At 70.5% G+C, this 25,916-nt stretch carries 24 protein-coding genes; 9 read left to right on the plus strand and 15 right to left on the minus strand.

Going from position 1 to position 25,916, the window contains the following annotated elements; genetic code table 11:
• Positions 1-561 precede the first annotated feature (561 nt).
• Positions 562-1,902: an FAD-dependent oxidoreductase gene (locus ACLQ2O_RS38225; protein WP_425842358.1), complete on the minus strand. Its 1,341-nt coding sequence runs from the start codon at positions 1,900-1,902 to the stop codon at positions 562-564.
• A 217-nt stretch (positions 1,903-2,119) separates the two neighbouring features.
• Here ACLQ2O_RS38225 and ACLQ2O_RS38230 point away from each other — a divergent pair, with 217 nt between their 5' ends.
• Positions 2,120-2,305: a hypothetical protein gene (locus ACLQ2O_RS38230; protein ID WP_425842360.1), complete on the plus strand. Its 186-nt coding sequence runs from the start codon at positions 2,120-2,122 to the stop codon at positions 2,303-2,305.
• A gap of 21 nt (positions 2,306-2,326) precedes the next feature.
• On the opposite strand, the gene ACLQ2O_RS38235 is transcribed toward ACLQ2O_RS38230, so the two are convergent.
• From ACLQ2O_RS38235 to ACLQ2O_RS38255, 5 genes are read right to left on the minus strand one after another with little or no spacing between them, the layout of a single operon-like run.
• Positions 2,327-3,277: a phosphotransferase family protein gene (locus tag ACLQ2O_RS38235; protein ID WP_425842361.1), complete on the minus strand. Its 951-nt coding sequence runs from the start codon at positions 3,275-3,277 to the stop codon at positions 2,327-2,329.
• A 41-nt stretch (positions 3,278-3,318) separates the two neighbouring features.
• On the minus strand, positions 3,319-3,909 hold the full coding sequence (locus ACLQ2O_RS38240) for a hypothetical protein (protein ID WP_425842363.1): 591 nt from the start codon (positions 3,907-3,909) through the stop codon (positions 3,319-3,321).
• Positions 3,909-4,514, minus strand: coding sequence for an RdgB/HAM1 family non-canonical purine NTP pyrophosphatase (rdgB, locus tag ACLQ2O_RS38245; protein ID WP_425842365.1), 606 nt, complete (start codon positions 4,512-4,514; stop codon positions 3,909-3,911). Before rdgB ends, ACLQ2O_RS38240 begins: the two co-directional genes overlap by 1 nt.
• Positions 4,511-5,227 carry a ribonuclease PH gene (rph, locus tag ACLQ2O_RS38250; RefSeq protein WP_425842367.1) on the minus strand — a complete coding sequence of 239 codons (717 nt, stop codon included), beginning with the start codon at positions 5,225-5,227 and terminating at the stop codon, positions 4,511-4,513. Before rph ends, rdgB begins: the two co-directional genes overlap by 4 nt.
• Before the next feature lie 10 nt (positions 5,228-5,237).
• Positions 5,238-6,062 carry an SGNH/GDSL hydrolase family protein gene (locus ACLQ2O_RS38255; RefSeq protein WP_425842369.1) on the minus strand — a complete coding sequence of 275 codons (825 nt, stop codon included), beginning with the start codon at positions 6,060-6,062 and terminating at the stop codon, positions 5,238-5,240.
• Positions 6,063-6,208: 146 nt separating this feature from the next.
• On the opposite strand from ACLQ2O_RS38255, the gene ACLQ2O_RS38260 reads away from it, so the two are divergent.
• Positions 6,209-7,381, plus strand: coding sequence for a Gfo/Idh/MocA family protein (locus ACLQ2O_RS38260; RefSeq protein WP_425842371.1), 1,173 nt, complete (start codon positions 6,209-6,211; stop codon positions 7,379-7,381).
• An 82-nt stretch (positions 7,382-7,463) separates the two neighbouring features.
• Here the strand turns inward: ACLQ2O_RS38260 and ACLQ2O_RS38265 are convergent, their stop codons facing one another.
• Both ACLQ2O_RS38265 and murI read right to left on the minus strand, forming a co-directional pair.
• The gene (locus tag ACLQ2O_RS38265) at positions 7,464-8,210 is read right to left on the minus strand and encodes an MBL fold metallo-hydrolase (protein WP_425842373.1); all 747 of its coding nucleotides are present in this window, start codon (positions 8,208-8,210) and stop codon (positions 7,464-7,466) included.
• Positions 8,211-8,344: 134 nt separating this feature from the next.
• On the minus strand, positions 8,345-9,148 hold the full coding sequence (gene murI / locus ACLQ2O_RS38270; protein WP_425842375.1) for a glutamate racemase: 804 nt from the start codon (positions 9,146-9,148) through the stop codon (positions 8,345-8,347).
• Between the two features lie 180 nt (positions 9,149-9,328).
• On the opposite strand from murI, the gene ACLQ2O_RS38275 reads away from it, so the two are divergent.
• Positions 9,329-9,685: a hypothetical protein gene (locus ACLQ2O_RS38275; protein WP_425842376.1), complete on the plus strand. Its 357-nt coding sequence runs from the start codon at positions 9,329-9,331 to the stop codon at positions 9,683-9,685.
• 101 nt (positions 9,686-9,786) lie between these two features.
• Complete coding sequence (locus ACLQ2O_RS38280) at positions 9,787-12,030, plus strand: ATP-binding cassette domain-containing protein (RefSeq protein ID WP_425842377.1); 2,244 nt, start codon at positions 9,787-9,789, stop codon at positions 12,028-12,030.
• Positions 12,031-12,121: 91 nt separating this feature from the next.
• Here the strand turns inward: ACLQ2O_RS38280 and ACLQ2O_RS38285 are convergent, their stop codons facing one another.
• Positions 12,122-13,171 (minus strand): dihydrodipicolinate synthase family protein, encoded by a 1,050-nt coding sequence (locus tag ACLQ2O_RS38285; RefSeq protein ID WP_425842378.1) that lies wholly within the window; start codon positions 13,169-13,171, stop codon positions 12,122-12,124.
• Positions 13,171-14,187, minus strand: a complete 1,017-nt coding sequence (locus ACLQ2O_RS38290) for an NAD-dependent epimerase/dehydratase family protein (protein WP_425842379.1) — start codon at positions 14,185-14,187, stop codon at positions 13,171-13,173. The genes ACLQ2O_RS38285 and ACLQ2O_RS38290 overlap by 1 nt, the downstream gene beginning before the upstream one ends.
• A 193-nt stretch (positions 14,188-14,380) precedes the next feature.
• Here ACLQ2O_RS38290 and ACLQ2O_RS38295 point away from each other — a divergent pair, with 193 nt between their 5' ends.
• Together ACLQ2O_RS38295 and ACLQ2O_RS38300 are read left to right on the plus strand one after the other, a co-directional pair.
• On the plus strand, positions 14,381-15,697 hold the full coding sequence (locus tag ACLQ2O_RS38295; protein ID WP_425842380.1) for a hypothetical protein: 1,317 nt from the start codon (positions 14,381-14,383) through the stop codon (positions 15,695-15,697).
• A 94-nt stretch (positions 15,698-15,791) separates the two neighbouring features.
• Positions 15,792-17,591 (plus strand): hypothetical protein, encoded by a 1,800-nt coding sequence (locus ACLQ2O_RS38300; RefSeq protein WP_425842381.1) that lies wholly within the window; start codon positions 15,792-15,794, stop codon positions 17,589-17,591.
• 43 nt (positions 17,592-17,634) lie between these two features.
• Here ACLQ2O_RS38300 and ACLQ2O_RS38305 read toward each other — a convergent pair whose 3' ends face one another.
• Positions 17,635-18,840: a DegT/DnrJ/EryC1/StrS family aminotransferase gene (locus ACLQ2O_RS38305; protein ID WP_425842382.1), complete on the minus strand. Its 1,206-nt coding sequence runs from the start codon at positions 18,838-18,840 to the stop codon at positions 17,635-17,637.
• A gap of 154 nt (positions 18,841-18,994) precedes the next feature.
• Between ACLQ2O_RS38305 and ACLQ2O_RS38310 the strand changes: the two genes are divergently transcribed.
• The 3 genes from ACLQ2O_RS38310 to ACLQ2O_RS38320 are packed head-to-tail and all read left to right on the plus strand — an operon-like array spanning position 18,995 to position 22,236.
• Positions 18,995-20,233, plus strand: a complete 1,239-nt coding sequence (locus tag ACLQ2O_RS38310) for a DegT/DnrJ/EryC1/StrS family aminotransferase (protein WP_425842383.1) — start codon at positions 18,995-18,997, stop codon at positions 20,231-20,233.
• Positions 20,234-21,262, plus strand: coding sequence for a Gfo/Idh/MocA family protein (locus ACLQ2O_RS38315; protein ID WP_425842384.1), 1,029 nt, complete (start codon positions 20,234-20,236; stop codon positions 21,260-21,262).
• Positions 21,259-22,236 carry a Gfo/Idh/MocA family protein gene (locus tag ACLQ2O_RS38320; RefSeq protein WP_425842385.1) on the plus strand — a complete coding sequence of 326 codons (978 nt, stop codon included), beginning with the start codon at positions 21,259-21,261 and terminating at the stop codon, positions 22,234-22,236. Before ACLQ2O_RS38315 ends, ACLQ2O_RS38320 begins: the two co-directional genes overlap by 4 nt.
• Positions 22,237-22,239: 3 nt before the next feature.
• Here the strand turns inward: ACLQ2O_RS38320 and ACLQ2O_RS38325 are convergent, their stop codons facing one another.
• Genes ACLQ2O_RS38325 through ACLQ2O_RS38340 form a run of 4 tightly spaced genes read right to left on the minus strand, consistent with a single transcriptional unit; the run spans position 22,240 to position 25,915 of the window.
• Entirely contained in the window at positions 22,240-23,034 is a 795-nt protein-coding gene (locus tag ACLQ2O_RS38325; RefSeq protein WP_425842386.1) for an ATP-binding cassette domain-containing protein, read from the minus strand.
• Entirely contained in the window at positions 23,027-24,010 is a 984-nt protein-coding gene (locus tag ACLQ2O_RS38330) for an ABC transporter ATP-binding protein (RefSeq protein WP_425842387.1), read from the minus strand. Before ACLQ2O_RS38330 ends, ACLQ2O_RS38325 begins: the two co-directional genes overlap by 8 nt.
• Positions 24,007-24,960, minus strand: coding sequence for an ABC transporter permease (locus ACLQ2O_RS38335; protein ID WP_425842388.1), 954 nt, complete (start codon positions 24,958-24,960; stop codon positions 24,007-24,009). Before ACLQ2O_RS38335 ends, ACLQ2O_RS38330 begins: the two co-directional genes overlap by 4 nt.
• Complete coding sequence (locus ACLQ2O_RS38340; RefSeq protein ID WP_425842389.1) at positions 24,938-25,915, minus strand: ABC transporter permease; 978 nt, start codon at positions 25,913-25,915, stop codon at positions 24,938-24,940. Before ACLQ2O_RS38340 ends, ACLQ2O_RS38335 begins: the two co-directional genes overlap by 23 nt.
• Between the last annotated feature and the right edge of the window lies 1 nt (position 25,916).

Raw genomic sequence — 25,916 nt, forward strand, 5'->3', positions numbered from 1 at the left:
CGACGACCGACGCGTTGCCCGACGACTGACGCGTTACATCGCAGCAGTCGTCAAACAACGAGCCAGTCAGCAGCCGCGTTGTACGACAACCGACGCCTTCCGCGACGACCGACGCGTTGTACGACGACCGACGCGTTGCCCGACGACTGACGCGTTACATCGCAGCAGTCGTCAAACAACGAGCCAGTCAGCAGCCGCCGCTCCCCGCGCTGGCAGGGACGGTCCGGGGGTTGGGACAGGCCGGGACGGGCGAGGCCGGGGCGGGGCGGGGCGGGGCGGGGCGGGGCGGGGCGGGCGAGAGTGGGCGAGGCCGGGATGGGCGAGGCCGGGACAGGCCAGGGCCGGGGGCTGGGCGAGGCGGACCCCAGGGCCGGGCGAGGCGGGGGCCCGGGGCCGGGAAGGGCCGGGCAGGTGCGCGGCCGACGGCGGTGGAACCGGAGCCCGGGCGGCGGGGGCCGGGCGGCCGACGGCCGTGGAACGGGGGCCGGGGTGGCAGGGGCCGGGGTGGAGACTGGGCAGCCGCGGCTCCCCGCGCGGCCGGCCGGCTCCCCGTCGTACAGGTCAGCCCTGTGAGGCGCGGAGCATCTCCTCGCGGGGGACGACTTTGATGCGCTCGCGGCCGGTGGTCTTGCCCAGGGACTGCTCGTGAGCGTCGAGGCGGGTCCAGCCCTCGGCGTCGACGACCGTGGCACCGCGGCCGGTCAGGTGGGTGATGATCGCGTCCGGGTCGGCGATCTCCGGGCGGGGCAGGCTCTCGAGGTCCTCCAGCAGGCAGGCGATCGTCTCGGCGGCGTCGGACTTCGTGTGGCCGATCAGACCGATCGGGCCGCGCTTGATCCAGCCGGTGACGTACAGACCGGGCAGCGGGACCTCGTCGATGTCGAGCACGCGACCGCGCTCGTTGGTCATCACGCCGGCCTGGTGGTCGAACGGCAGTTCCGGCAGGTGTGACGACAGGTACCCGACGGCGCGGTAGACCGCCTGCACCGGCGTATCGACGTACTCACCAGTGCCCCGAACCGTCCCGTCGCCCTGCAGCTCGGTCTTCTCGGTCCGCAGCCCCTCGACGCGATCGGTGCCCAGCACCTCGACCGGCGCGTGGCACAGGTGGATGTGGATCCGGTGCGCCGCGCCGGTCGGCTCGGCCTCGAGGTACTTGAGCAGCGTGTCGACGACCAGCCGCGTGCCCTTGCTGGCGTTGATCGCCTTCTGGCTCGCCTCGTCGATCTCGAAGCCCTCGGGGTGCACGATCACGTCCACGTTCGGCGAGTGCGACAGCTCGCGCAGCTCCATCGGCGTGAACTTGATCTGCGCCGGCCCGCGCCGCGCGAACACGTGCACGTCGGTCGCCTGGTTCGCCTTCAGCCCCTGGTACACGTTGTCGGCGATCTCGGTGGTGAGCTGCTCGTCGGCCGGCTTGGCCAGCATCCGCGCGACGTCGAGCGCGACGTTCCCGGCGCCGATCACCGCGACGTGGCGCGCCTCGAGCGGCCACTCCCGCGGTACGTCGGGGTGCCCGGCGTACCAGCTGACGAAGTCGGCGGCGCCGTGGCTGCCCGGGAGGTCGATCCCCGGGATCGCGAGCTCACGGTCGGCCATCGCGCCGGTGGAGAAGATCACCGCGTCGTAGTACCGGCGCAGGTCCTCGAGCTTGAGGTCGACACCGAACTCGACGTTGCCGAAGAACCGGATCCGCTCCCGGCCGACCACCCGGTGCAGCGCCTTGATGATCTCCTTGATCCGCGGGTGGTCCGGGGCGACGCCGTACCGGACCAGGCCGAACGGCGCGGGCAGCCGTTCAATCAGGTCGACGTGAGCCCCCTCGTACTCCTTGGTCAGAATGTCGGCGGCGTAGATACCGGCCGGTCCAGCACCGACAACGGCGACTCGGAGCTCTCGCACGATCTCCCCAGACAGAATAGGTAAGGGTAACCTAAGCAACTTTACCGACCTGGACCGTCGATCCCAACTTTGGAGACCCACTTCACACACCCCTGGCCGGACCCCGAAATCATCCCCGGGATCCCGCGTCCCCCACGCCACTGCCCGCCGTACGAGACACGTCGGTGATCGCCCTCCGGCCTTCTATACTGCGGATCCGGCCGCAGGGGGACTCGCGATGAGCAACCAGCAGGAAGTCGAGCGGGCCGTCGACCAGGCCTTCGGGCCGGACGTCGACCGGACCGTCACCGTGCACTCCTCCGGCGCTGTCTCGATCGTCGTCCGGGCAGCGCACGTGGTCGTCATCGACGGTACGGCGGCCCACCAACCGACGCAACGCGAGGATCGCGGCCCGGAGCGTTGAGCCCGAGACTCGCCCGAGCGGCTAGCCCAAGGCGTCCATCACGGCGATGACGTAGGCGTCCAGTCGTTGCTCGACGGCTTGCGTGGTGAGCTCCGGCCTTCCGGCCTCTCGCCAGGGCTGCGAGAAGAACTCCACGTCCTCCGAGGCCGCCAGCGGGTCACGCACCTGCCAGTACAGCCGCTCGCTCGCGTTCGCGGCCAGCACCCCACCGGCTTCCTCGTACGCCGCAGCGAACCGCAGGCCCCACGCCGTACCGTGCAGCAGCGCGAGGTTGGTCGCGCAGTGCGCGACATCGAGATCCGTCGGCCCCCAGCAGGCACCGGCCCAATCGACCACACCGGTGATCCGAGAGCCTTCGAACAGCACGTTCCCCGGCTGGAAGTCCCGGTGCAAGAACCGCCCGTCGTACGCCGGCGCCGGCTCGCGAATCACCTCGATCGCCGCCGCCCAAACCGCCGCGTCGCTGCCCTTCGGCGGTACGACGGTGTCCGCGGTCGTCAACGCCACGTACTCCCCCGGCCGCTCAACCGGCCGCACCGCGTGGATCTCCACAAGCTGACGGGCAAGGGCCGCAACCCGCTCCGACAGACACTCGTCGCGGAGCACCGTCCGCCCGGCCAGATGCGTCATCAGCAGCGACGGGTACTCACACTGCTCCGCCGCCGGATCAAACCCCACCAACCCAGGAGCCGGTACGACGCTCGCAGCGAGCAGCGTCAGCGCACCAGCCTCCCGGCCCAGCCACTCGTCGGACCGCTCGACATCGACAAACGACCGCAGCACCAACTCCCGCGTCCCACCGTCCGGCGCCGCGATAGTCAGCCGCCGCATCTCAGCAGTGATCCCGCCATGCAACGCCGCGACCCCGACAACCGCCTCGCCGGCTTCCAGCTGCCGCTCCACCCAAGCCAACGTCAACGGCCGAACAGCCACCGAAGGACGGCCGGGCCCTCGGCCCTCGTCGTTGATCACCGTGCCACCTCACCATCAAGACGGCAGCCCGCGCGAACGGTTTACTTGTCCAGCGCCTCGAGGTACGCCTTGCCGCGGGGGGTCAGTTCGTAGCCGACCTCGAGGCTGTGGGTGAGGCCGAGGTTCTTGAGTTTGCGGACGTCGATCTTGAAGCCGGGAGTGTCCCGGTCGACGTCGACGGCGAGGTCGCCGGCCCGGGTGGCGGGCTTGGACCTGATCAGCTCGAGGGTCTGCCGCGTCCAGGCGCCGTGGCGGCTGAGCTCGTCGAGGTGGGCGAGCTTGGTGGTCAGCTCCTCGACGTCGGCGGGCGACAGGTCCGCGGCCGCGGCCAGTTCCTCGCGCGGGTCGGGTCCCTCGACCAGGTGGAAGCGGATCAGCCACGTGGGCAGCGTCTCGTCGCCGCGGAGGCGGCGGCGGGCGTCCTTGGCGTTCATCCGGCCGGCCAGGTGCAGCATCTCGTCGTAGTCGGAGATCAGGTCGGGGTTGACCTTCTTGATGCTGTCGATCTCGATCCGGCCCGCGTTGGTGCGGTAGACGCGGCCTTCGATCACGCGCGGTTCGGCCCAGCGGCGGTACGCCGCGGTGATGCGCCCCTCGGCGACGCCCTCGGTGTCGGTTCCGGCGAAGAGCATCAGGCCTCCAGGGCTTTGGCGACGAGCGGGGCGAGCGCGCGCAGCGCCTTGCCCCGGTGGCTGATCGCGTCCTTCTCCTCGACGCTCAGCTCGGCCGTCGTCCGGTCGTAGCCCTCGGCGACGAACAGCACGTCGTACCCGAAACCGCCCGTGCCGCGCAGCTCCCGGATCACCGACCCGCGCATCTCGCCACGCAGCACCTCCTCGGAGCCGTCAGGCCGCACGAAGGCGACGGCTGCCACGAAGGCGCCACCTCGCCGTTCGTCCGGAACGTCCTCCAGCTGTCCGAGCAGCAGCACGTTGTTCGCGTGGTTGTCCTTCAAGGGCCCCGACCAGCGCGCAGACAGTACGCCGGGCATCCCGTTCAGCGCGTCGACGCAGATCCCGCTGTCGTCGGCGATCGACGGCAGCCCGGTCGCGGCGACCGCGGCCCGCGCCTTCAGCAGCGCGTTGCCCTCGAACGTCGGCTCGGTCTCGGCCGGTTCCTCGTACGCCGCGACGTCGCCCAGCCCGAGCACCTCGATGCCCGGCACGATCGGCGCCAGGATCCGGCGCAGCTCTTCGAGCTTCTTCGCGTTGTTCGACGCGAGCAGCACCTTGCTCATGCCAGCGACTCCAGCTGCAGCTTCGTCAGCTGCTCGCAGCCGGCGGTCCCCAGCGAGAGCAGCGCGTCCAGCTCGGCCCGGTCGAACGGCGCGCCCTCGGCGGTGCCCTGCACCTCGATGAACTTCCCGTCGCCGGTGAGCACCAGGTTCATGTCGGTCTCGGCGCGCACGTCCTCCTCGTAGCAGAGGTCGAGCATCGGGGCGCCGTCGATGATCCCGACCGAAACGGCCGACACCGAGCCGGTCAGCGGCTCGCCCTTCAGCGCCTTGCGGTCCCGCAGGTACGACACCGCGTCCGCCAGCGCGACGTACGCGCCCGTGATCGCGGCGGTCCGCGTCCCGCCGTCGGCCTGCAGCACGTCGCAGTCGAGCAGGATCGTGTTCTCGCCGAGCGCCTTGTAGTCGACGACCGCGCGCAGCGAGCGCCCGATCAGCCGGGAGATCTCGTGCGTCCGGCCGCCGATCCGGCCCTTGACCGACTCGCGGTCCGACCGGGTGTTGGTCGAGCGCGGCAGCATCGCGTACTCCGCGCTGACCCAGCCCAGGCCGGAGCCCTTGCGCCAGCGCGGTACCCCTTCGGTGACCGACGCCGCGCACAGCACCCGGGTCCGGCCGAACTCGACCAGCACCGATCCTTCGGCGTGGTCGAGCCATTTCCGGGTCAGGGTGACGGGGCGGAGCTGGTCAGGGGTACGTCCATCGCTACGAGCCATGCCCGAAACTTTATGCCCGAAGGCGCTGCACCCCCGCATCGGCGGGCGGGCGGAACTGCCCGAGCACCATCCGCGCGGCCCAGGGCGTGAGGTCGCCGGCTCGTCGCCCGAGCCACGGAACACCCTCACGAACCATCCACACCGCGTCGGCCCACCGGCTCGGCGGCTCCCCGGCACAGGACAGATCAGGCGGTACGTCGATCCGTACGCCGCGCGCGAGCAGCTCGTCGGCGAAGGCCCGCGCGAGCCGCCGGTGCCCGCGTTCGCCCGGGTGCAGGCGGTCGACCGACCAGAAGTCCCGGCGGTAGACCTCCGGGTAGTCGGCCAGGTCGAGCCTGATCCCGCCGTACTGGAGGAACAGGTCGTCGTACACGGCGTTGACCTGCTCGATCCGGTTCCACAACGGCCTGCGCAGCCAGGTCGGCAGGCCGAACACCTGCCCGTGGTCGTGGAAGCGGACGGTGAGCAGCAGTGCGCCGCGCTCGGTCAGCTGGGCCGCGCACTGGTGCAGGCAGTCCCGGACCTGGCCGACGTCGAAGGTCGAGCGGAGCGTGTCGTTGACGCCGACGATCAGCGAGGCCAGGTCGATCGGGCCCTCGCCGGTCTCCGGCAACTGGTCGGCGGTGACCTGGGGAACGGTCGCGCCGCTGGTCGCGTAGTTGGAGAACGTCACACGGTGGGAGCTGCCCAGGGAGTCGGCGAGCAGCGAGGCCCAGCCTCGCCACCCCTGCCCCGGGCGCGCTCCGGCACCGGAAAGGTCGGTCGTGCTGCCGTACAGCGGATCCCCGACACCCACGGTGGTCGAGTCGCCGAGTGCCACGTAGTGGAGGCTCACGTTCCGTCATGGTGACGGCACCGAACGGGTCCTGGGTGAGAGGAAGATGACCGGACGGGCAACACGGTGGGAGCAAACAGGTGTTGAGGATCGCAAGTGTTCGGACATAGGCTCTTACAAACAACTACGTGCAGGAGTAGTGAACGATGACTGATCTTCGGTTCGGTGTGGTCGGACTCGGCGCGCGCAGCAGCCTGGCCCGGCACGCGCACAGACCCGGTGACGGCGCCGAGATCGTGGCCGTCTGCGACCCGGTCGAGAAGCAGCGCCAGGCCGCGCTGACGACGTACCCGGACGCGACGGCGTACGGCGACCACCGCGAGCTCCTGGACCTCAAGCTCGACGGGATCTTCCTGACCACGCCGGACGACCTGCACGAGGACCCGGCGATCGACTTCCTCCGGGCCGGCGTCGCCGTGTTCGTGGAGAAGCCGCTGGCGATCACCACGTCCGGCTGCGACCGCGTGCTGCAGGCGGCGTACGAGAGCGGCACCCGCCTGTACGTCGGCCACAACATGCGGCACATGCCGGTGGTCCAGACCATGCGGGAGCTGATCCAGTCGGGTGCGATCGGTGAGGTGAAGGCGATCTGGTGCCGGCACTTCGTCGGCCACGGCGGCGACTTCTACTTCAAGGACTGGCACGCCGACCGGCGCCGGACGACCAGCCTGCTGCTGCAGAAGGGTGCCCACGACATCGACGTGATGCACTGGCTGGCCGGCGGCTACACCACGCACGCGACCGCGCTCGGCGGCCTCGTCCTGTACGGCGGGATCGAGGACCGCCAGGACCGGACCGGGCAGCGGTTCAACGAGTTCGTGTCGAACGACAACTGGCCGCCACTGGAGCAGAAGGGCCTGGCGCCGGTGATGGATGTCGAGGACCTGTCGATGGCGAACTTCCAGCTCGACAACGGGGTCTTCCTCAGCTACCAGCAGTGCCACTTCACGCCGGACTACTGGCGCAACTACACGGTGATCGGCACGCACGGCCGGCTGGAGAACTTCGGCGACACCTCCGGCAGCGTCGTCAAGGTGTGGAACAGCGGCCGCTCGGGCTACCGGACCGACGCCGACCAGGTCGTCGAGGTCGCCTCCGAGGACGAGGGCCACGGCGGCGCGGACCCCAAGCTGGTCGAGGAGTTCGTCACTTTCGTCCGCGACGGCGGCAGCACGCTGACCTCCCCGATCGCCGCCCGCGCCGCGGTCGCCGCCGGCTACGCCGCCACCACGTCCCTGCGCTCCAACGGCACCCCGATCGACATCCCCCAGCTCGACCCGGCCCTGATCACCTACTTCGACGGCGGCCAGAACCGCTGAAAGCCCTGTAAAGCAAGGCGTCAGCCACTCGCGCCACGGCGAGTGGCTGACCTGAACCGATGGATGCCGAAGGCAAGCAGTTTCAGATCTCGTAGACCGCGCCCGGGGTCGCCGTCAGGACCTCGCCGGGAAAGGTACGGCGGGCGCTCTCGGTCTGTTCGTCGCGGTCGTACCACGGCGGGACGTGGGTGATGACCAGCTTCTTCGCCCCGGCGCGCTTCGCCTGCTCGCCCGCGTCGGACGGGGTCAGATGCACATCGCCGGGGTTGTCCGGATTGTTGTCCTGCAGCGCGGCCTCCGACAGCAGCAGGTCAGTGCCGCGGGCGAGCTCGACGAGCGCCTCGTTCGGGCCGGTGTCGCCGGTGTAGGTGAGCGACTTGTTGCCGTACTCAACCCTGATCGCGTACGCCGGGACCGGGTGCACCATCGGTGCCGTGCGCACCGTGAACGGCCCGATCTGCTGGGACTCCTGCCAGGTGTGGAACGCGAACTCCTCCTCCATCCCCGGCTCGTCGGGCAGGTCGTAGGCCAGCGCCATCCGCCCGGCCGCGCCGGGCGGGCCGTAGACCGGGATCCGCGGGAACGGCGACGACGGCGAGTACTTCAGCGCGACGTACAGACCGCACAGGTCCATGCAGTGGTCGGGATGCAGGTGGGACAACGCGATCGCGCCGATCTCGTGCACGGCGCGGTGCCGCTGCAACGCACCGAGCGCGCCGCTGCCGAGGTCGAGCACCAGGTCGAACCCGTCAGCGGTGACCAGGTAGCTCGACGCAGGCGAGTCCGGCCCGGGGACGGACCCGGAGCAGCCGATCACGGTGAGCTTCATACCTTGAACATTACCGGCGGGTTGCCCGCCCCGCAGGCAACACCGGTACGTCGCAGAACAGTTGCCTGGCGGCGTTTGCGCGGGCGACCGGTGCCGTGGACAACATCAGCTGCGACCTGGGTCACACCCGGATCTCAACGCACCCAGGCGAACTGGTCGACGGTGGTGATGACCGGGCCGAGGAAGCGGGAGCCGATGGTGGCGAAGTCGGACGGGTTGCCGGTGGTGACGAAGCGGTGCTGGGGCTCGGGCAGCGTGGCGTCGCGGAGCAGGCCGGCCTTGGTGAGCACGCCGTAGATGTCCTTGGCGCCTTCTTCGGCGCTGCTGACCATCGTGACCTCGTCGCCCATCACGTACGAGATGACGCCGGTGAGCAACGGGTAGTGCGTGCAGCCGAGGATCAGCGTGTCGACGCCGGCCTCGACCAGCGGGTCGAGGTACTCGTGGGCGGCGGCCAGGAGCTCCGGGCCCGAGGTCACGCCGGACTCGACGAAGTCGACGAACTTCGGGCAGGCCTGCGTGGTCAGCTCGACCTGCGGCGCGGCGGCGAACGCGTCGTCGTACGCGAGCGAGGCGGCGGTCGACCGCGTGCAGATCACGCCGACCTTCTGGTTCCTGGTCGCGGCGACCGCGCGTCGGGCCGCGGGCAGGATCACCTCGACCACCGGTACGTCGTACCGCTCGCGAGCGTCCCGCAGCATCGCGGCACTGGCCGAGTTGCACGCGATCACCAACGCCTTCACGCCGGCTTCGACCAGGTGGTCCAGGCATTCCAGCGAGTACTCCCGGACCTCGGCGATCGACTTCGGTCCGTACGGCTGCCGCGCCGTGTCGCCCAGGTACAGGATCGGTTCGTGCGGCAGCTGGTCGAGCACCGCCCGCGCCACCGTGAGCCCGCCGAAGCCTGAGTCGAAGATGCCGATCGGTGCGTCTGCCACACCTCGAAGGTTAGCTCTCCGCGCCGACAGGACCGGCACCGGGCAGTTCTGAAGTAATGCTTACCTAATCCCGCCGAACGACACGCCGGAGTTGTCCACATCTTTACTCTGCGGAATTGCAATCTGACGTGACGCACGCCACTCTGGAGCGATGTATTTCCGACCGCCCCTCGCGACGCCATGAACCTGGCAGTCCACATCGCGGTGGCACTGGGCTCCACCGCCGCACCAGATCCGCAACCGAGCAACGCCGCGCAAGCGGCCGGTCAGGTTGCCGATGCCAACGCCGACAGCACCGCCACCGACATCGCCGGAGCCCTCGGGCCCACCGGCATGCTGATGGTGCTGCTGCTCGCCGCCTTCGCGGTCTACGTCGTGTCGTTGTCCCTGCACCCGTTCGCGAAATGCAACCGGTGCAAGGGCATGGGACGCCACAAGGGATCGCTGTTCAACTACGCCACCCGTCCCTGCACCAGCTGCAAGGGCCGTGGCACCCATCCCCGGCTAGGACGCAAGGTGCTCTTCAAACAACCCTGAGCTGTGCTTTTGGCGTCGCCTTCGGCTCCGCGGGTCAGTCAGCCCACCTGCCCACGTCCTGCGCCGGAAACTGTCGGAGGCCGCGGGTAGCTTCGGGCTGCATGAGCATGATTCGAATCGTGAGGGCGCGGGAGCACAACCTGCGCGACGTCTCGCTCGAGCTGCCCAAGCACCGGCTGATCGTGGTGACCGGAGTCTCCGGCTCCGGCAAGTCGTCGCTGGTGTTCGACACCCTGGCGGCCGAGGCGCAGCGTCAGCTGAACGAGACCTTCAGCACGTTCATCCGTAACCGGCTGCCGAAGTACGGGCAGCCCGCGGCCGACGCGATCGAGAACCTCTCGCCCGCGATCGTGGTCGCCCAGCGCCGGATCGGCGGCAACGCCCGCTCCACCGTGGGCACGGTGACCGACATCCACCCGTTGCTGCGCCTGCTGTTCTCCCGCGGTGGCCGCCCGACAGCGGGCTTCTCCAACCGGTACTCGTTCAACGACCCCGAGGGCATGTGCCTGGACTGCCACGGCACCGGGATCAGCGCCCGGCTCAACGAGGACGAGCTGCTGGACCGCTCGCGGACGCTGAACGAGGGCGCCTTCCGTTTCACCAGCTTCGCCGTCGGCACGTGGTACTGGCAGTACTACGGCGACAACCCGGTGTTCGACCCCGACAAGCGGCTCGGCGACTACTCGGCCAGTGAGTGGGAGACCCTGCGCCGCGGCGGCAAGGCGGCCGATCCCGTGCCCGGGACACCGCGCGACTTCGAGGGTGTGGTCGACCGGTTCAACCGGATCTTCCTGCGCAAGGACCTCGGCAAGATGTCGCCGAAGCGCCGCGCGGAGTTCGAGCGGCTGGTCCAGTCGGGCACGTGCCCGACCTGTGAGGGCCAGCGGCTGAACGCTGCGGCGCTCGGGTCGCGGATCGACGGCCGCAACATCGCCGAGCTCGCGGCGCTGCAGGCCGACGAGCTGCTGGAGGTGCTGGCGCAGATCGACGAGCCGGCCGCGGCGTCGGTGGTCGAGAGCCTGCGCGACCGGCTCAGCAACCTGGTGACCATCGGCCTGGGCTACCTCAGTCTCGACCGGCCCACGACGACGCTGTCCGGTGGGGAGTCGCAGCGGATCAAGATGGTCCGCCACCTCGGCAGCAGCCTCGGCGACATGCTGTACATCTTCGACGAGCCGACCGCCGGGCTGCACCCGAGCGACGTCCGGCGGTTCAACCAGCTGCTGCGCAAGCTGCAGGAGAAGGGCAACACGGTGCTCGTCGTCGAGCACGACCGGGACGTGATCGAGATCGCCGACCACGTCGTCGACGTCGGGCCGGGCGCCGGACCGGCCGGTGGCCGGATCCTGTACGAGGGTCCGGTCGACGGACTACGCACCGCCGGTACGCCGACCGGCCGGTGCATGGACCGGGAGCTCGGGCTCAACCGCAAGCCACGCGAGGCCACCGGCGTCCTGACGGTCGCCAACGCCACGGCGCACAACCTGCGGGACGTCACCGTCGACTTCCCGACCGGCGTGTTCACGGTGGTCAGCGGTGTCGCGGGCTCGGGGAAGAGCAGCCTGGTCAACGACGAGTTGAGGCGTCGTTATCCCGAGGTCGTCGCGATCGACCAGAGCCAGCTGTCCGGCAACAGCCGCTCGACGCCGGCGACGTACACGGGACTGATGGACGAGATCCGCAGCCTGTTCGCCGCGGAGAACGCCGTGAGCGCGTCACTGTTCAGCGCGAACTCCGACGGCGCCTGCCCGAACTGCCGCGGGCTCGGCTTCGTCACCACCGAGCTGGCGTTCATGGACGACCTGAAGTCGCTGTGCGAGGAGTGCGGCGGGAAGCGGTACACCCACGAAGTGCTCGAGTACAAGCTCGACGGACGGACGATCACCGACGTCCTGGAGCTGACGGTCGGCGAGGCCGCCGGGGTGTTCGACAGCGAGGTGATCGAGCGGGTCGTGCAGTCGCTCGGCGATGTCGGCCTCGGGTACCTCAAGCTTGGGCAGCCCCTGAACACGCTGTCCGGGGGCGAGGCCCAACGAGTGAAGCTCGCCACGGAGCTGCGGACGCCGGCCAAGGTGTACCTGATGGACGAGCCGACCACCGGGCTGCACATGTCCGACGTCGACCTGCTGCTCGGGATCGTCGACCGGCTCGTCGATGCCGGCAGCACGGTGATCGCCATCGAGCACAACCTCGACGTGATCGCGGCCGCGGACTGGGTCGTCGACGTCGGCCCCGGACCCGGTCACCACGGCGGCCGGATCCTCTTCTCCGGTACGCCGGAGGCCATGCTCGACCACCCGGACTCGGCCACCGCCGAGCACCTGCGAGCGGCGCTCGCCCGCTGACCCGAAGAACTCGCCCCTGACCCGAAGAAAAGGGGTCGCACCCGCCCTGACCGGCGAGTGCGACCCCTTCCCGCTCAGGTGAGCCGGGCGCTCAGCTGAGCCAGCGGCTCACGTTGCTGGTGATGAACTCGTCGTCGCGCAGGTGCGGGTACGCCGCCCAGATCCGGTCGATCTCGTCCATCTGCCCCGGCGACAGGTTCTCGGCCGGGTCGAGGCACCAGCGGCCTTCGAGCAGACCCTGCCGGCGCAGCACCTCGTGGATCCCCGGGACGCAGCCGTGGAAGTCGTTCGCCACGTCGAAGACCGCCGAGTTCGCGTCGGTCAGGTCCGCCTCGATCGCCAGCAGGCGCCGGAGGGCGTCGTCGTCACCGGAGCGCGCCAGCTCGGCGTCGTTCAGTACGTCGACCGCGCCGCGCACCCACACCGCCCACTGACCGAGCAGCCCGCCGACGAACGCGAGGTCCGGTTCGGCGATCCCCGGCGAGCGGAACGACGTGATCAGGTCGAGCACGATGTGGTCGTCGTTGCCGGTGTAGAGGGCGATCCGGTCGGCCCGGCCGGACTCCCGGACGCCGAGCACCACGTCGAGCGTCGCGTACCGGTCGAACGGCGCGACCTTGATGCCGGCGACGCAGTCGAGCGCGGCCAGCCGGCGCCAGAAGTCGCGCGACAGGACCCGTCCGCCGACCGCCGGCTGCAGGTAGAACCCGATCACCGGCAGGACCTCACCGACCGCGCGGGCCCTTTCCAGCAAGGCTTCCTCGCTCTTGTCGCCCGCGTCGTACGGCGTGAGCAGTGCCAGGTGATAGCCCAGGCTCGCTGCCAGCTCGGCTTCCTGGACGGCCTGCGCCGTCGGTCCGGTGATGCCAGCCACCAGGACCGGCGAGTCGTCCGGGTACTCGCGGGCAACCTCGGCCGCCAGCCCGAGGACCGGAGCCAACAGACCGCGACCGGGCTCGTGCAAGGCGAACTGGGTCGTGTGGACGGCGACCGCCAGTCCTCCGGCACCCGCCTCCAGGTAGTACCGGCTCAGCGCGCGTTGCCGTCGTTCGTCCAGGCGGCGGTCGGCGTCGAGGGCCAGGGGGTGGGCCGGGATGACGCACCCGTCGTGGAAGCGCTTCAGCGCTTCGGCGCTCGTCATCAGAACCTGCCGTCGCGCCGCTGGAACTTGGTCGGCTTGCCGTGCCGCGGCAGGTCGGCCCTGACCCACGCCGCGACGTCCTCGAGCATCGCGCCGAGCGTCTCGTCGGGGTAGCCGAAGAGCTGGTGGCACTTCGAGGCGTTCGAGAGCAGAGCGGTGGGCAGCTCCTCGCCGGTGATGACAGGCTCCCGATCGAGGATCTGTCCGAACCGCTCGGCCAACTGGCGCACCGAGACGGTCTCCGGACCGGTCACGTTGAGGACGAACGGCGGGCTGGCAGCGTGGTGGAGCGCGCGCAGCGTCACCTCGTTGGAGTAGCCCTGCCAGACGACGTTGGCATGACCCGTCGTCACGTCGACGGGTTCGCCGTGCCAGACCGCCGAGGCGACGTCCAGCAGTACGCCGTACCGCATCTCGACCGCGTAGTTGAGCCGGATCAGCGCGACGGGTGTGCCGTTCCTGTCGCTCGCGTCTTCGAGGATCCGTTCGCGGCCGAGGCACGACATCGCGTACTCCCCGACCGGTCCGAGCAGTGATTCCTCGGTGGCACCACCGCTGCCGACCGGCACGAACGGGTACACGTTGCCGGTCGACAGCGCGACGATGCGCGAGTCCCGGAAACGGCCCGCGACGCGGCCGGGCAGATAGGTGTTGGTGGCCCAGGTGGCGTGCTCGCGGCCCGCCGTACCGAATTTCGCACCGACGAGGTACACCACGTTGGCCGCCTCCGGTACGCCGGCCAGCTCGGCGTCGGAGGAGATGTCGGCGACGTGCACCTCCGCGCCGGCCTCCCGCAGGGAGTCCGCCAGCCCCGGCTCGGTGAACCGCGAGACCGCGGTGATCTTCGTCGACGCCCCGGCGGCCTCGACCGCCCGCAAGGCCAGCCGGACCAGGCTCGGGCCCAACTTGCCACCCGCCCCCAGGACGACGAGGTCGCCCTCCAGCTTGCCGATGTCGGCGACGAGTTCCGGCCGTGGGACGGACAGCCGTTCCTCGAGCTCAGCCACAGTGCGCACGCGTGCTCCCTGCCCTGGTAGGTCTAATACCGGGCGACCGTAACTGCCATTATGTCTGTCCGTCAATCCTCGGCGCCGGACTGGTTGCGGCCGGCGGGACGCGCATCCCGCGCGGTAGAGAGCGATTCACGGGAATCGGGCGCTAATATTGGTGCGTGATTCTCTCCCTAGCGGCCAGCCGAAATCCCTGATCATGCCTTCAGCCCACGAGGAGGTCACGGTCGGCGTCATCGGCGCCGAGCAGATCGTGCACCGGACGATGGCACTGGCCCGCGAGCTCGACAACCCGTCGCTGCGGCTCGTGACCGCGGTGTACGACGACGAGCACGACGCGCACGCCCAGGCCAGCCGGATCGCGTCCCGGGTCGACGTCTGCCTGTTCGCCGGACCGCTCCCGTACGACATGGCCCTGGCCGCGGGCCAGCTGCCGGTTCCGGCGACGTACGTCCCCTCCGGCGGACCCGCGCTGTTCTCGACCCTGCTCCGCGGGGTGCTGGAGAACGTCTTCGACCCGGCGCGGATCAGCGTCGACACGATCTCGCAGCGCGATCTCCAGCACGCCTACGAGGAGATCGGCGTCAACGTCTCCGACGTCCGGCTGACCGAGTACGTCGGCCCGGAGTCCGCGGACAAGTTCTTCGACTTCCACCGCAAGCTGTACGAGCGGGGCAGGACGACCGGCGTCGTGACCACGGTCCCGAGCGTCGAGGCGGCGCTGCGCAAGGCGGACATCCCCTGCCTGCGGATGGCTCCGTCGGCGACGACGATCCGCGACGCGCTGACCACCGCGATCCTGATGGGCAGTGGCGCGAAGCTCGAGGAGTCGCGGATCGTCACGATGATCATCCAGGTGCCGGGCTCGGCACTGCCGGCCCACGCGAGCCCGAGCAACTACTGGTACCAGGAGCTCAAGCTGTCGCTGCACCGGGAGCTGCTGCGCGACGCCCGGCCGATGGACGCGGCCGTCGTCCCGCGCGACGACCACAGCTTCCTGATCGTGATGACGATGGGGTCGTTGCGCCTGGCCACGAACAACCTCTCGATGGCACCGTTCCTGGGCCGGATCCACGAGGAGCTCGGCATCCTGCTGGAGATCGGCATCGGGCTCGGCCGCTCGACCCGGGAGGCCGAGGTGAACGCGCAGTCCGCGGTCGACAAGGCCGCCTCGGACGGCGGGCGGACCGCGTTCATCGTCGGCCCGCGGGACACGATCCTGCAGCTCCCGGGCGATCGCTCGCACGCGACCGAGCCGGCGGCGGCGCCGGACTCCAAGGGTGCCCAGGTGCTCGTCCGGCTCGCCGAGCGGCTGGACGAGCTCGGCGACAGCGAACGCGTCGTCGACGCCGAGAAGGTCGCCGAGCTGCTCGGCGTGACGCTGCGAACCGCCCGGCGCTCGCTGCACACGCTGGTGGACGAAGGGCTCGCCTGGCCGATGCCGCCATCGCACTCGAGCAAGGTCGGCCGGCCGCCGCGTCCGTACCAGCTCCTGGTCGAAAAACTGCCGCGCTGACGATTGCGACCAGACCCTAACTGCGATTTAGTGCTTGCCATATTCCGGCCCGGTGGGGCAGGGTGGCGGAACGCCGTTCATCGCAGGAGGTCTCGTGCCCGCACGTCATGCCGTAGCAGTCGTGATCGACGACGCCGCGACGCAACGCATCCAAGCAGCCGACGCCGACGCCTGGTGGCTCTACGTCACCGAGGTCCTCGGCCACGCCAGGGTGCCGTTCCGGTCGCTGACGCCGGAGGAGGCAGCCGGTCCGCCCGAGGAGGTGGCCGTCCTGGTCTTCGCCGGACCGCCGACGCTCGACCCGGCCGCGAGCGCAGGCTTCGAGCGCTGGGTGCGCGCGGGCGGGACGTTCATCGTGGTGGGCGACCCGGGTCCGCTCTCGGCGCTCGCCGGCGTCACGGCCGCCGGCACCGTCGACGACGGGCAGGTGACGATCCTCGACAACGCCGTCTGGTCCTCGCGCCCGGAGGTCCCGTTGCATGCTGTCGGCGGCGTCCGGCTGACGGCGGGCGACGACGTGGAGGTCATCGCTCAGTGGGCTGACGACGACCAACCGGCCGTCGTACGGCGCAAGGTCGGTGCGGGCCTCGCAGTGACGCTGGGTGTCGACGTCTGGCAGAGCATCGTCCGCATCCAGCAGGGGTACGCCGTCGAGGCCGACGGTGCGCCCGCGGCCGACGGCACCGCGCCGATCGACGACGGCATCCTCAAGGCCGAGGACGGGATGACGCTCAGCTTCGAGCGCGACCGCGCGATGCCGCCGGGCGAACCCGAGTTGACCGGGCGGTTCGAGCACACCTATCCCCCGCCGTCCGCCGTACCGATGTTCGACCAGCCGCACGCGGACCTGTGGCGCTCGGTGTTCCTGCAGAGCCTGTGGTCGGCCGCCGAGCACGCCGGCGCCGTCGTACCGTGGCTCGGTTACTGGCCTGCCGGGGTCGCCGCCATCGCGCACATGTCGCACGACTCCGACGGCAACGTCGACGAGCACGGCCAGGCGGCCCTCGACGCTTTCGCGGCCGCGGACGTCAAGGTCACCTGGTGCCACGTGTTCCCCGGCGGCTACGCGCCGGAGATCCGCGCGGCCATCACCGCCGCCGGGCACGAGAACGCGTTGCACTACAACGCGATGGGCGATGCCGACCTCGCCACCTGGGGCTGGCCGCAGATCCGCGCGCAGTACGCCTGGGCGCAGGCCGTGACCGGCACCGAGGACATCGTGTCGAACAAGAACCACTACACGCGCTGGGAGGGCTGGACCGAGTTCTACACCTGGTGCGAGCGCCTCGGCCTGCAGATCGACGAGTCGCGCGGCGCCAGCAAGCAGGGCAGTGTCGGCTTCCTGTTCGGCACCGCGCACGTGTCGTTCCCGATCGCCGACGCGACCGAGGGCAACCGGTACTACGACGTGCTCAACCTCCCGCTGCACACGCAGGACCTCGCCTGGGCCGGGCACGCCTCGATCCGCGACGTGATCCTCGACGGCGCCGAGTCGGTGCACGGCGTCGCCCACTTCCTCTTCCATGGGCCACACCTGCACCTGCGTCCGTTGACGCGTGAGGCGTGCGTCGCCGTGGCCGAAGAAGCTCGGCGGCGTGGCATGCCCTGGTGGACGGCCCGCCAGATCAACACCTGGGAGCGTGGCCGCCGCGGTGTCACGCTGTCCACGGAGGCAGCGGCCGACGGCTGGGTCGTCCGGGCTCAGGCCGAGGACGCGATCCCGAGCGCGGCGGTGCTGCTGTCGCTGCCGGGCCTCGACGCCAAGGCGGAGCCGGTGGTCCAGGACGGCAAGGGGACCGCACGCCTGGTCACCCGGCACGGCCGTCACTTCGTCGAGCTCGAGGTGGACCTCGTTGCCGGCGACAACAACTGGACCGTGTCGCTGTCCCACTGAGACCAGCACCGGCGCCGAGCTCAGCTCGGCGCCGGTTCTCAACTCAGCTGGTGAAGGCTGTGTGCACCTTCCGCACCGCCACCGCGATGTCCGCCACGTCGTCAGCGGTGTAGTGCTCGTTCCACGAGATCACCAGCAACCCACCACCGGTGATCAGCTTCTCCGTCTGCGGGCACAGGCCCTCGGCGTACTGCGGTGCGTTGTCCAGGGTCAACGGGTAGCCCGACGACCCGTACGTCCGCCGCTCCGTGAACAGCGGCGTGAGGTACAGCGGCCGCTGGATGTACCCACCGTTGGCCGGGATCCCTTCCGCCCGCAGCGCCTCGCCGTACTGATGGCCGTTGCCGCCAGCAACCGCCTCGTCCAGGTACACCGGGAACTGCCAGTACGCCGTACCAGCAGGCGGCGCCGCAGTCAGCCCGGCCAGCGATGCGATCGCCCCGGTCAGGCTGTCGGCGCTCTTACGACGATCCTCGACGACACCAGCCAGCTTGCCGAGCTGGGCCCGCGCGACAGCTGCCTGCAACTCGGTCATCCGGTAGTTGAGCCCGAGGAACAGGTGCGTGCGCTCGTCGGTGTCCCGCGGCCAGGCCTTGTCGGCGAACAGCCGGGCCCGGCGAGCCAGCGCGGGGTCGGCGGTGATCGTGAGGCCGCCGTCGCCGGCCGTGATGTGCTTGGACTGCTGCAGGCTGAAGCAGCCCAGGTGCCCGACGGTGCCGGCCAGGGCGTCGTCCGGCGCGCAGCGCGTCAGGTAGGCCTGGGCGCAGTCCTCGATCAGCAGCAGCCCGTGGGCGTCCGCGATCTCGCGCAGCTCGGCGACCGGCGCCGGGATGCCGAAGAGGTGGACGACGATGATCGCCTTGGTGCGCTCGGTGATCAGCGCCCGGACCGCGGCCGGGTCGAGGTTTCCGGTCAGCGGGTCGACGTCGGCGAAGACCGGGACCGCGTTCTGCGCGAGGATCGGCAGCACGGTGCCCGCGTCGGACAGGCCGGTGGTGATGATCTCGTCGCCCGGGTCGGGGTCGACGGCCGCGACCGCCAGGTGCAGCGCCGACGTACCGGAGGACGACGCCACCGCGTGCGGCACTCCGTAGTACTGCGCGAACTCCCGCTCGAGGTCGGCCGTCTCGGTGCCGACGGTGCTGTTGAGCTTCCCGCTGCGGATCACGCGGGTGACGGCGGCCACCTCCTCGTCGCCGAGGGTGCGGCCGGCGGAGCTGCTGACGCTCGGGAACGGCTGGGTCCGCACTGGCGGTCCGCCATGGAGTGCGAGCGGCACGGATGGTTGCGGCACGAGGAGACCTCCAAGCAGGTGGTCTCCGCCGGCACTCTCGACCGGCGGAGTTTTCTACAGTAACGTAATCCAAGATCCGGTTGACCGAAATAGATCGAAGGTGCCGAACATGCCCGCGGACTTCCCAGCCCTGGCGATCAACGGCGGCCCGGCGGCCGTCCCGGCCGACGACGTGGCCCCGGAGTGGCCGACGTACGACGACGCGGAGGAGAAGGGCCTGCTCGACGTCCTGACCTCGCGGAACTGGGGCAGCACCCACGGCGACGTCGTCGCCACCTTCGAGCGCGAGTTCGCCGACTTCCAGCAGGCGGCGCACGGCACCTGCCTGTCGAACGGGACGCTGGCCATCTCCGCCGCGCTGCGCGCCGCCGGGGTCGGGGTCGGCGACGAGGTGATCGTGCCGCCGTACACGTTCATCGCGACGGCGTCGGCCGCCCTGTTCATGGGGGCGGTGCCCGTCTTCGCCGACGTCGACCCGCGCACGCACCTGCTCGACCCCGAGGCCACCGAAGCCGCCATCACCGAGCGGACCAAGGCCGTCGTCCCGGTTCACCTGGCCGGCCGGCCCGCCGCGATGGACGCGTTCGTCGCGCTCGGCGCGCGGCACGGGCTGACGATCGTCGAGGACGCCGCGCAGGCCGTCGGAGCGGCGTACCAGGGCCGGTCGGTCGGCGCGATCGGTGACCTCGGCACGTTCAGCTTCCAGACCAGCAAGAACATGACGGCCGGCGAAGGTGGCGCTGTGCTCACCAACGACGAGACCCTCGCCGCCGCGGTCTACTCCACCATCAACGTCGGCCGGGTCCGCGGTGGTGGCTGGTACCAGCACGAGTCGGTCGGCCTCAACCTGCGCCTCACCGAGTTCCAGGGTGCCGTACTGCGGGCTCAGCTCGCCCGTTTCCCTGCGCAGCAGGAGATCCGGGAGCGCAACGCGGTGCTGCTGACGAGTCTCCTCAGCGACGTGGACGGCGTGCTGCTCGCCCCCGACGACCCGTCGATCACCGCCCACGGCCGGCACCTGTTCCTGATGCGGATCCCGGCCCTCGCCGCTCCCGGACGACGCGACGCCGCCCTGCGCGCGCTCGCCGCCGAGGGGCTCGCCGAGGTCTCCAGCGGGTACGTGCCGCTGCACCGCAACGGCGCCTTGGTTGCCGAGAGCAAGGACATCGCCGGCCGGCTGGGACAGCCGTACCCGGTGGCGGACTGCCCCAACGCGGACCTCGTGTCGCAGGACACCATCTGGCTGAACCAGAAGACGCTGCTCGGCAGTGAGCAGCGGACGCGCGCTGTCGCGGCCGCGATCGCCAAGGTCGTGGCCGCCGCGGACGAGCTGGTCGGAGACGAGTAGGTGGGATCCGCACGGCCCCGCGTCGGCATCGTCGGGCTCGGCAGCATCGGCCGCACCCATGCCCGGGTGCTGACCCAGTTGTCCGACCAGGCCGACGTCGTCGCCGTCAGCGGCGGCAGCCCGGCACTGCTGACCGAGCTCGGCCTGCACACCGCCGTACACCTGTCGGCGGACGAAGTGCTGACGCACCCGGACGTCGAGCTCGTCGCCATCACGAGTCCGAGCGGCGCGCACGGCCCGCAGGCGCTCACGGCGCTGCGGGCCGGCAAGGCCGTGGTCGTCGAGAAGCCGCTCGCGGTCGACACCGCGACGGCCGAGGAGATCGTCCGGCTGGGCGAGCAGCGGGGACTGATGGTCGCCGTCATCGCCCAGCGGCGGCTGGAACCGCAGAACGCCGCCGTCAAGCAACTCCTGGACTCCGGCGCTCTCGGTCGCCCGTTGCTCGGCGAGACGTTCGTGCACTGGTACCGCGACGAGGCCTACTACGCCCACGCCGACTGGCGGAGGTCGCTCGCGGACGGCGGCGGGTCGCTGATGAACCAGGGCCTGCACAACCTCGATCTCCTGCAGTGGTTCCTCGGCCCGGTCAGCACGGTCACCGGGCAGTACGCGACCCTCGGGTCCGGCATGGACGCCGAGGACACCACCGTCGCCACCCTGCGGTTCGCGTCCGGCGCGCTCGGCACGGCCGTGACCTCGACGGCCACCCGGCCCGGCGATCCCGCGCGGCTCACGATCTTCACCAGTACCGGCGTTCTCGAGATCACCCACACCGAGATCACCCGCTGGGAGTTCGACGGCGTACGACGACCCGAGCAGGTCTCGGCCGTCGCCGCCGGTTCGTCCGACCCCGCCGCGATCGGCGACGCCGGCCACCTCGACCAGTGGCGCGACATCCTCGGCGCCTGGCGGGACGGCCACGATCCCACCGTCACCGGCCACGACGGGCTGCGCACCGTGCAGCTGCTCTGCGGGATCTACGAGGCGTGCCAGACCGGGCACGCCGTCACCCTTCCGGAGCCTCGATGATCCGCCTCGCCGTCGCGGGGACCGCACATCCCCACGTCGACTACGTCCTGTCCGAGCTGGCTCACCAGCCGGACGTCGAGCTCGTCGCGATCAGCGAGCCGGACCCGCTTGCGGCCGCGCGGTACGCCGACGGCCTCGGCGTACCGGTGCACGCGTCGCACGAGGAGCTGCCCGACGTCGATGTGGTTGCGGTCTGCGGCGAGTACGGCGCCCGGGCGGACGCCGTCGTCGCGGCCCTGCAACGAGGCGCGCACGTCCTGGCCGACAAGCCACTCTGTACGACGCTCGCGGACCTCGACCGGATCACCGCGGCGGCTCGTTCGGCCGACCGCACGGTGTCGGTCATGTTCGAGAAGCGCGGCTACCCGGTGACCATCGCCGCCCGCCGGCTCGTGGCCGACGGCGTCCTCGGAGACCTGGCGCTGGTCGCCTCGACCGGTCCGCACAAGCTCAACTACGCGTCCCGGCCGGACTGGTTCTTCGACCGCGCCCGGTACGGCGGCATCCTCGGCGATCTCGCCGTCCACGACATCGACCTCGTCCTGGCGCTGTCCGGCGCGAGCGCCGGGACCGTGGCCGGGCGGGCCGGAAACCTTTCCCTGCCGGACCATCCGGGCTTCTCCGACAACGGCGCGGTGCTGCTCGGCGCCGGAGCCGTGACCGCGACGATCGAGGCGCACTGGATGTGGCCGGCCGCCTCGGCGTACCACGGCCACTACCGGATGCGCCTGACCGGTACGGCGGGCACGGCCGAGCTCGACTGGGCGCGCGGCACGCTCGACGTGGTGACGCACGACCGCGACGTCTGGAGCCCCGCCCTGGGCCGTCCCGTCCGGCCGGCCGAGGAGTTCCTGACCGCGCTGGTCGAAGGTCGCCGCCCGGAGGTCGGCACCGCGGAGAGCCTGGCAGCGACGCGGATCGCGCTGCTGGCTCAACTCAGTGCCGACTCCGGCGGGGAACCGCAGTCCTGGTAGGTCTCAGACGTCACGCCGTACCGGCAGTACGGCGTCCAGCAGCTGCTTGGTGTAGTCCTCCTGCGGGCTGCTGAACAGCTCCTCGGTCGCGCTCTCCTCGACGACCCGGCCGTGGTGCATCACCGCGACCCGGTCGGCCAGCCGCTCGACGACCGCGAGGTTGTGCGAGATGAACAGGCAGGTCAGCCCGAGCTTCGCGCGCAGGTCGATGAACAGCTCCAGGATCTGCGCCTGGATCGAGACGTCGAGCGACGAGGTCGGCTCGTCGCAGACCAGCAGGTCGGGTTCCAGGGCCAGCGCCCGGGCGATCGCGATCCGTTGCTGCTGGCCACCGGAGAACTGCCGCGGGTACAGGTCCGCGTGCCGCGGGTTGATCCCGACCAGCTCCAGCAGCTCCAGGCCTTTGGTACGGCGTACGGACTTGTCGTCGCGGCCGTGCAGCCGCAGTGGTTCGGTCACGTTGGCGATCGCGGTGAAGTGCGGGAGCAGCGAACCGTACGGGTTCTGGAAGACCATCTGCAGCCGCGGCCGCACCGCCCGCAGCTCCCGGGCCGGGAGCGCGGCCAGGTCCTTGCCGTCGAACAGCACCCGTCCACTCGTGCACGGCTGCAGGCCCATCACGATCCGGGCCATCGTCGACTTGCCGCTGCCGCTCTCCCCGACGAGCCCGAGGGTCTCACCGCGGCGGATGTCGAGACTGACGTCGTCGACCGCGCGGACGTCACCGGCCCGGCTCGAGAAGATCTTGGTCACCGACTCGGCGCGGACCATGACCGGGCTCGGACTCTGTTCAGGCATCGGCGGTCACCTTCCAGCAGGCTGCCTCGCGGCCGCCACCGATGCTCAGGATCTCCTGCTCGGTGTGGCATCTCGGCGCTTCGGCCCGCGAGCACCGCGGGTGGAACGAGCACCCCTCGGGCCGGCGGGTGAGGTCGGGCGGGCTGCCCGGGATCGGCGCGAGCGGCAGGCCACGCCCACCGACCTCGACGCTCGACCCGATCAGCCCGACGGTGTAGGGATGGCGCGGCTCGTCGAGCAGCTCGCGGGTCGGGGCCCGCTCGACCACGCGCCCGGCGTACATGACGACCGCGTCGTCGCAGAACGAGCGCGCGACCCCGAGGTCGTGGGTGATCATGATGATGCCGGTACCGGTCTCCTTCAGCCCGGCCAGCAGCTCGAGGATCTGCCGCTGCACGGTGACGTCGACCGCGGTCGTCGGCTCGTCGGCGATCAGCAGCGCGGGCCTGGTCACCATCGCCATCGCGATCATCGCCCGCTGCCGCATCCCGCCGGACAGCTGGAACGGGTAGGTGCGGATGCGCTTCTCGGGCTCGGGAATGCCGACGTCACCGAGGGCCTGCACCGCCCGCTTCCGCGCCTCCGCCTTGGTGCACAGCCCGTGCCAGAGCAGGTGCTCGGTCAGCTGGCGCTCCAGCGTCAGCGTCGGGTTCATCGCCTCCATGGCGCTCTGGAAGACCATGCCGATCTCCCGGCCGCGGATCCGGCGCATCTCCTTCTCGCTGAGCTTCAGCAGGTCACGCCCACCGAAGTGCGCCTCGCCGCTGGTGATCCGCGCGGTCTTCGGCAGCACGCGGAGCACGCTGCGCACGGTGATGCTCTTGCCGCTGCCGCTCTCCCCCACGATGGCCAGCGCCTGACCAGGACGGACGTCGAACGTCACGCCGTCGACAGCGGTCAGTGGGTCCCCGTCGTTGCGCTGGAACGCCGTCCGCAGGTTCCGTACGGCGAGCAGTACGTCGTCAGGCCCGGTCATCGCTGCTCCCCGCTCGAGTCGAACGCGTCGCGCAGACCGTCGCCGATCCACGTGAAGGCGAGCAGGGTCAGCGCGAACAGTACGGCGGGCGCCACCAGCATGTGCGGTGCCGCCAGCAGGTACCGGCTGCCTTCGCTGATCATCGCTCCCCAGGACGGCGTCGGCGGCTGGACACCGAGCCCGAGCAGCGCGAGGCCGGCCTCGGCGGCGATCGCGGCCGGGATCGCGAAGCTCGTGGTGACCAGGATCGGGCCGATCGCGTTGGGCAGGATGTAGCGGACGGCGATCGTCGGGCCCTTCGCGCCCATCGACCGGGCCGCCTCGACGTACTCCCGCTGTTTGAGCGTCATCACCTGCGCGCGGACCAGGCGGGCCTGGGTGACCCACGACGCGATACCGATCGCGATCACCAGCGCGAAGATGCTGCGGCCGAGCACGGTCACCATCACGACGGCGAACAGGTAGCTGGGGAACGCGTACATCACGTCCGTGCCCGCCATCAGCACCGACTCGACCCGCCCGCCGAGGTAGCCCGCGGCCAGACCGATGATGAGGGCCAGCACGAGCGCGGTCAGTTCGGCGCCGAAGGCAACGGTCAGCGCGGTGCGCAGACCGTAGATGAGCCGGCTGAGGATGTCGCGGCCCAGCAGGTCCGTGCCGAGCAGGTGCCCGTCGAAGCCGGGCCCGACGAGCTTGTTCGCGACGTCGGTCTCGCCGTACCCGTACGGCGCGATCAGCGGCGCCGCGATCGCCACGACCACCAGCAGGACGGCGAAGATCAGGCTGCCGAACGCCAGCCGGTGCTGCCGGAACCGGCCCCAGGCCCGGGCCCACGGCCCACGGGCGCGGGTCGCCTCGGCCCCGGCGGGCGCCACGACCGGCTGGTCGACCTCGGTGCCGAGGGCAACTTCTGCGGCCTTGCCGCCGTCAATGTCCGTGATGGGACCCACCTCCTTCGGTACGAATGCGGGGATCGAGCACGCCGTACACCAGATCGACCACCAGGTTCGTGACCATCAGGATCAGCGCGAAGAACAAGGCGGTGCCCATCAGCAACGGCATGTCCCGGCTGGCGGCCGCGTTGGCGAAGTACAGGCCGAGCCCGGGGATGCGCAGCAGCGCCTCGACGAAGACCGTGCCGGTCATCAGGGCCGCCAGCAACGGTCCGACGACGGTGACCAGCGGGATCAGGGAGTTGCGCAGCACGTGCCGGACGATCACCGTGCGCGGCGGACCGCCCTTGGCCAGCGCGGCCGTGACGTACTCCTCCCGCAAGGTCTCGAGCATGCTCGACCGCACGTACCGCGCCAGCACGGCCGCCGGGCCGAGACTCAGGGCCAGCACCGGGAGTATCAGGTTCGCCGGCCCGCTCCACCCTCCGGATGGAAGCCACTTCAGCGTCGCGGAGAAGAGCAGGATCAGGAACGCGGCGGTGAGGTAGCTCGGCAGCGCGTGGCCCAGGGTGACCAGGAACATCGTGCCGTGGTCGGTCTTGGAGTTGTGCCGCAGCGCCGCGAACACGCCGATCGGCACCGCGATCAGCAACGCCAGCACCACCGCGATCAGGGCCAGCGTCGCCGAGACCGGGAACGCCTCGGCGATGATGTCCTGCACGTCACGGCTGGCGTACTTGTACGACGGACCGAAGTCCCACTGCAGCGCGCCCTTCATGAAGATCAGGTACTGCTTCCACATCGGCACGTCGTCGCCGTACCGGGAGGCCAGCTCACCGACCACCGACTCGGTCCCGACGCCACCGAAGTTGGTCGCTCCACTGTTCACCCGTTGCAGGTCCGCGAAGTTGCCCGGAGCAAGCTGCAGCAGGGTGAAGGTGAGCACCGAGACCGCGACCAGCGACAGGACCAGCCGGACTATCCGTTTGCCGAGGTACGCGGCGAGTCCCACG

The sequence above is a fragment of the Kribbella sp. DT2 genome, assembly GCF_049844575.1.
Classification (GTDB): domain Bacteria; phylum Actinomycetota; class Actinomycetes; order Propionibacteriales; family Kribbellaceae; genus Kribbella.

Excerpts from the sequence above, each read along its gene's own strand:
- ACLQ2O_RS38230 (WP_425842360.1), top strand. The coding sequence starts at position 2,120 with ATGAGCAACCAGCAGGAAGTCGAGCGGGCCGTCGACCAGGCCTTCGGG.
- ACLQ2O_RS38240 (WP_425842363.1), bottom strand. The coding sequence starts at position 3,909 with ATGCTCTTCGCCGGAACCGACACCGAGGGCGTCGCCGAGGGGCGCATC.
- rdgB (WP_425842365.1), bottom strand. The coding sequence starts at position 4,514 with ATGAGCAAGGTGCTGCTCGCGTCGAACAACGCGAAGAAGCTCGAAGAG.
- rph (WP_425842367.1), bottom strand. The coding sequence starts at position 5,227 with ATGGCTCGTAGCGATGGACGTACCCCTGACCAGCTCCGCCCCGTCACC.
- ACLQ2O_RS38260 (WP_425842371.1), top strand. The coding sequence starts at position 6,209 with ATGACTGATCTTCGGTTCGGTGTGGTCGGACTCGGCGCGCGCAGCAGC.
- ACLQ2O_RS38265 (WP_425842373.1), bottom strand. The coding sequence starts at position 8,210 with ATGAAGCTCACCGTGATCGGCTGCTCCGGGTCCGTCCCCGGGCCGGAC.
- ACLQ2O_RS38275 (WP_425842376.1), top strand. The coding sequence starts at position 9,329 with ATGAACCTGGCAGTCCACATCGCGGTGGCACTGGGCTCCACCGCCGCA.
- ACLQ2O_RS38280 (WP_425842377.1), top strand. The coding sequence starts at position 9,787 with ATGAGCATGATTCGAATCGTGAGGGCGCGGGAGCACAACCTGCGCGAC.
- ACLQ2O_RS38285 (WP_425842378.1), bottom strand. The coding sequence starts at position 13,171 with ATGACGAGCGCCGAAGCGCTGAAGCGCTTCCACGACGGGTGCGTCATC.
- ACLQ2O_RS38295 (WP_425842380.1), top strand. The coding sequence starts at position 14,381 with ATGCCTTCAGCCCACGAGGAGGTCACGGTCGGCGTCATCGGCGCCGAG.
- ACLQ2O_RS38310 (WP_425842383.1), top strand. The coding sequence starts at position 18,995 with ATGCCCGCGGACTTCCCAGCCCTGGCGATCAACGGCGGCCCGGCGGCC.
- ACLQ2O_RS38320 (WP_425842385.1), top strand. The coding sequence starts at position 21,259 with ATGATCCGCCTCGCCGTCGCGGGGACCGCACATCCCCACGTCGACTAC.
- ACLQ2O_RS38325 (WP_425842386.1), bottom strand. The coding sequence starts at position 23,034 with ATGCCTGAACAGAGTCCGAGCCCGGTCATGGTCCGCGCCGAGTCGGTG.
- ACLQ2O_RS38330 (WP_425842387.1), bottom strand. The coding sequence starts at position 24,010 with ATGACCGGGCCTGACGACGTACTGCTCGCCGTACGGAACCTGCGGACG.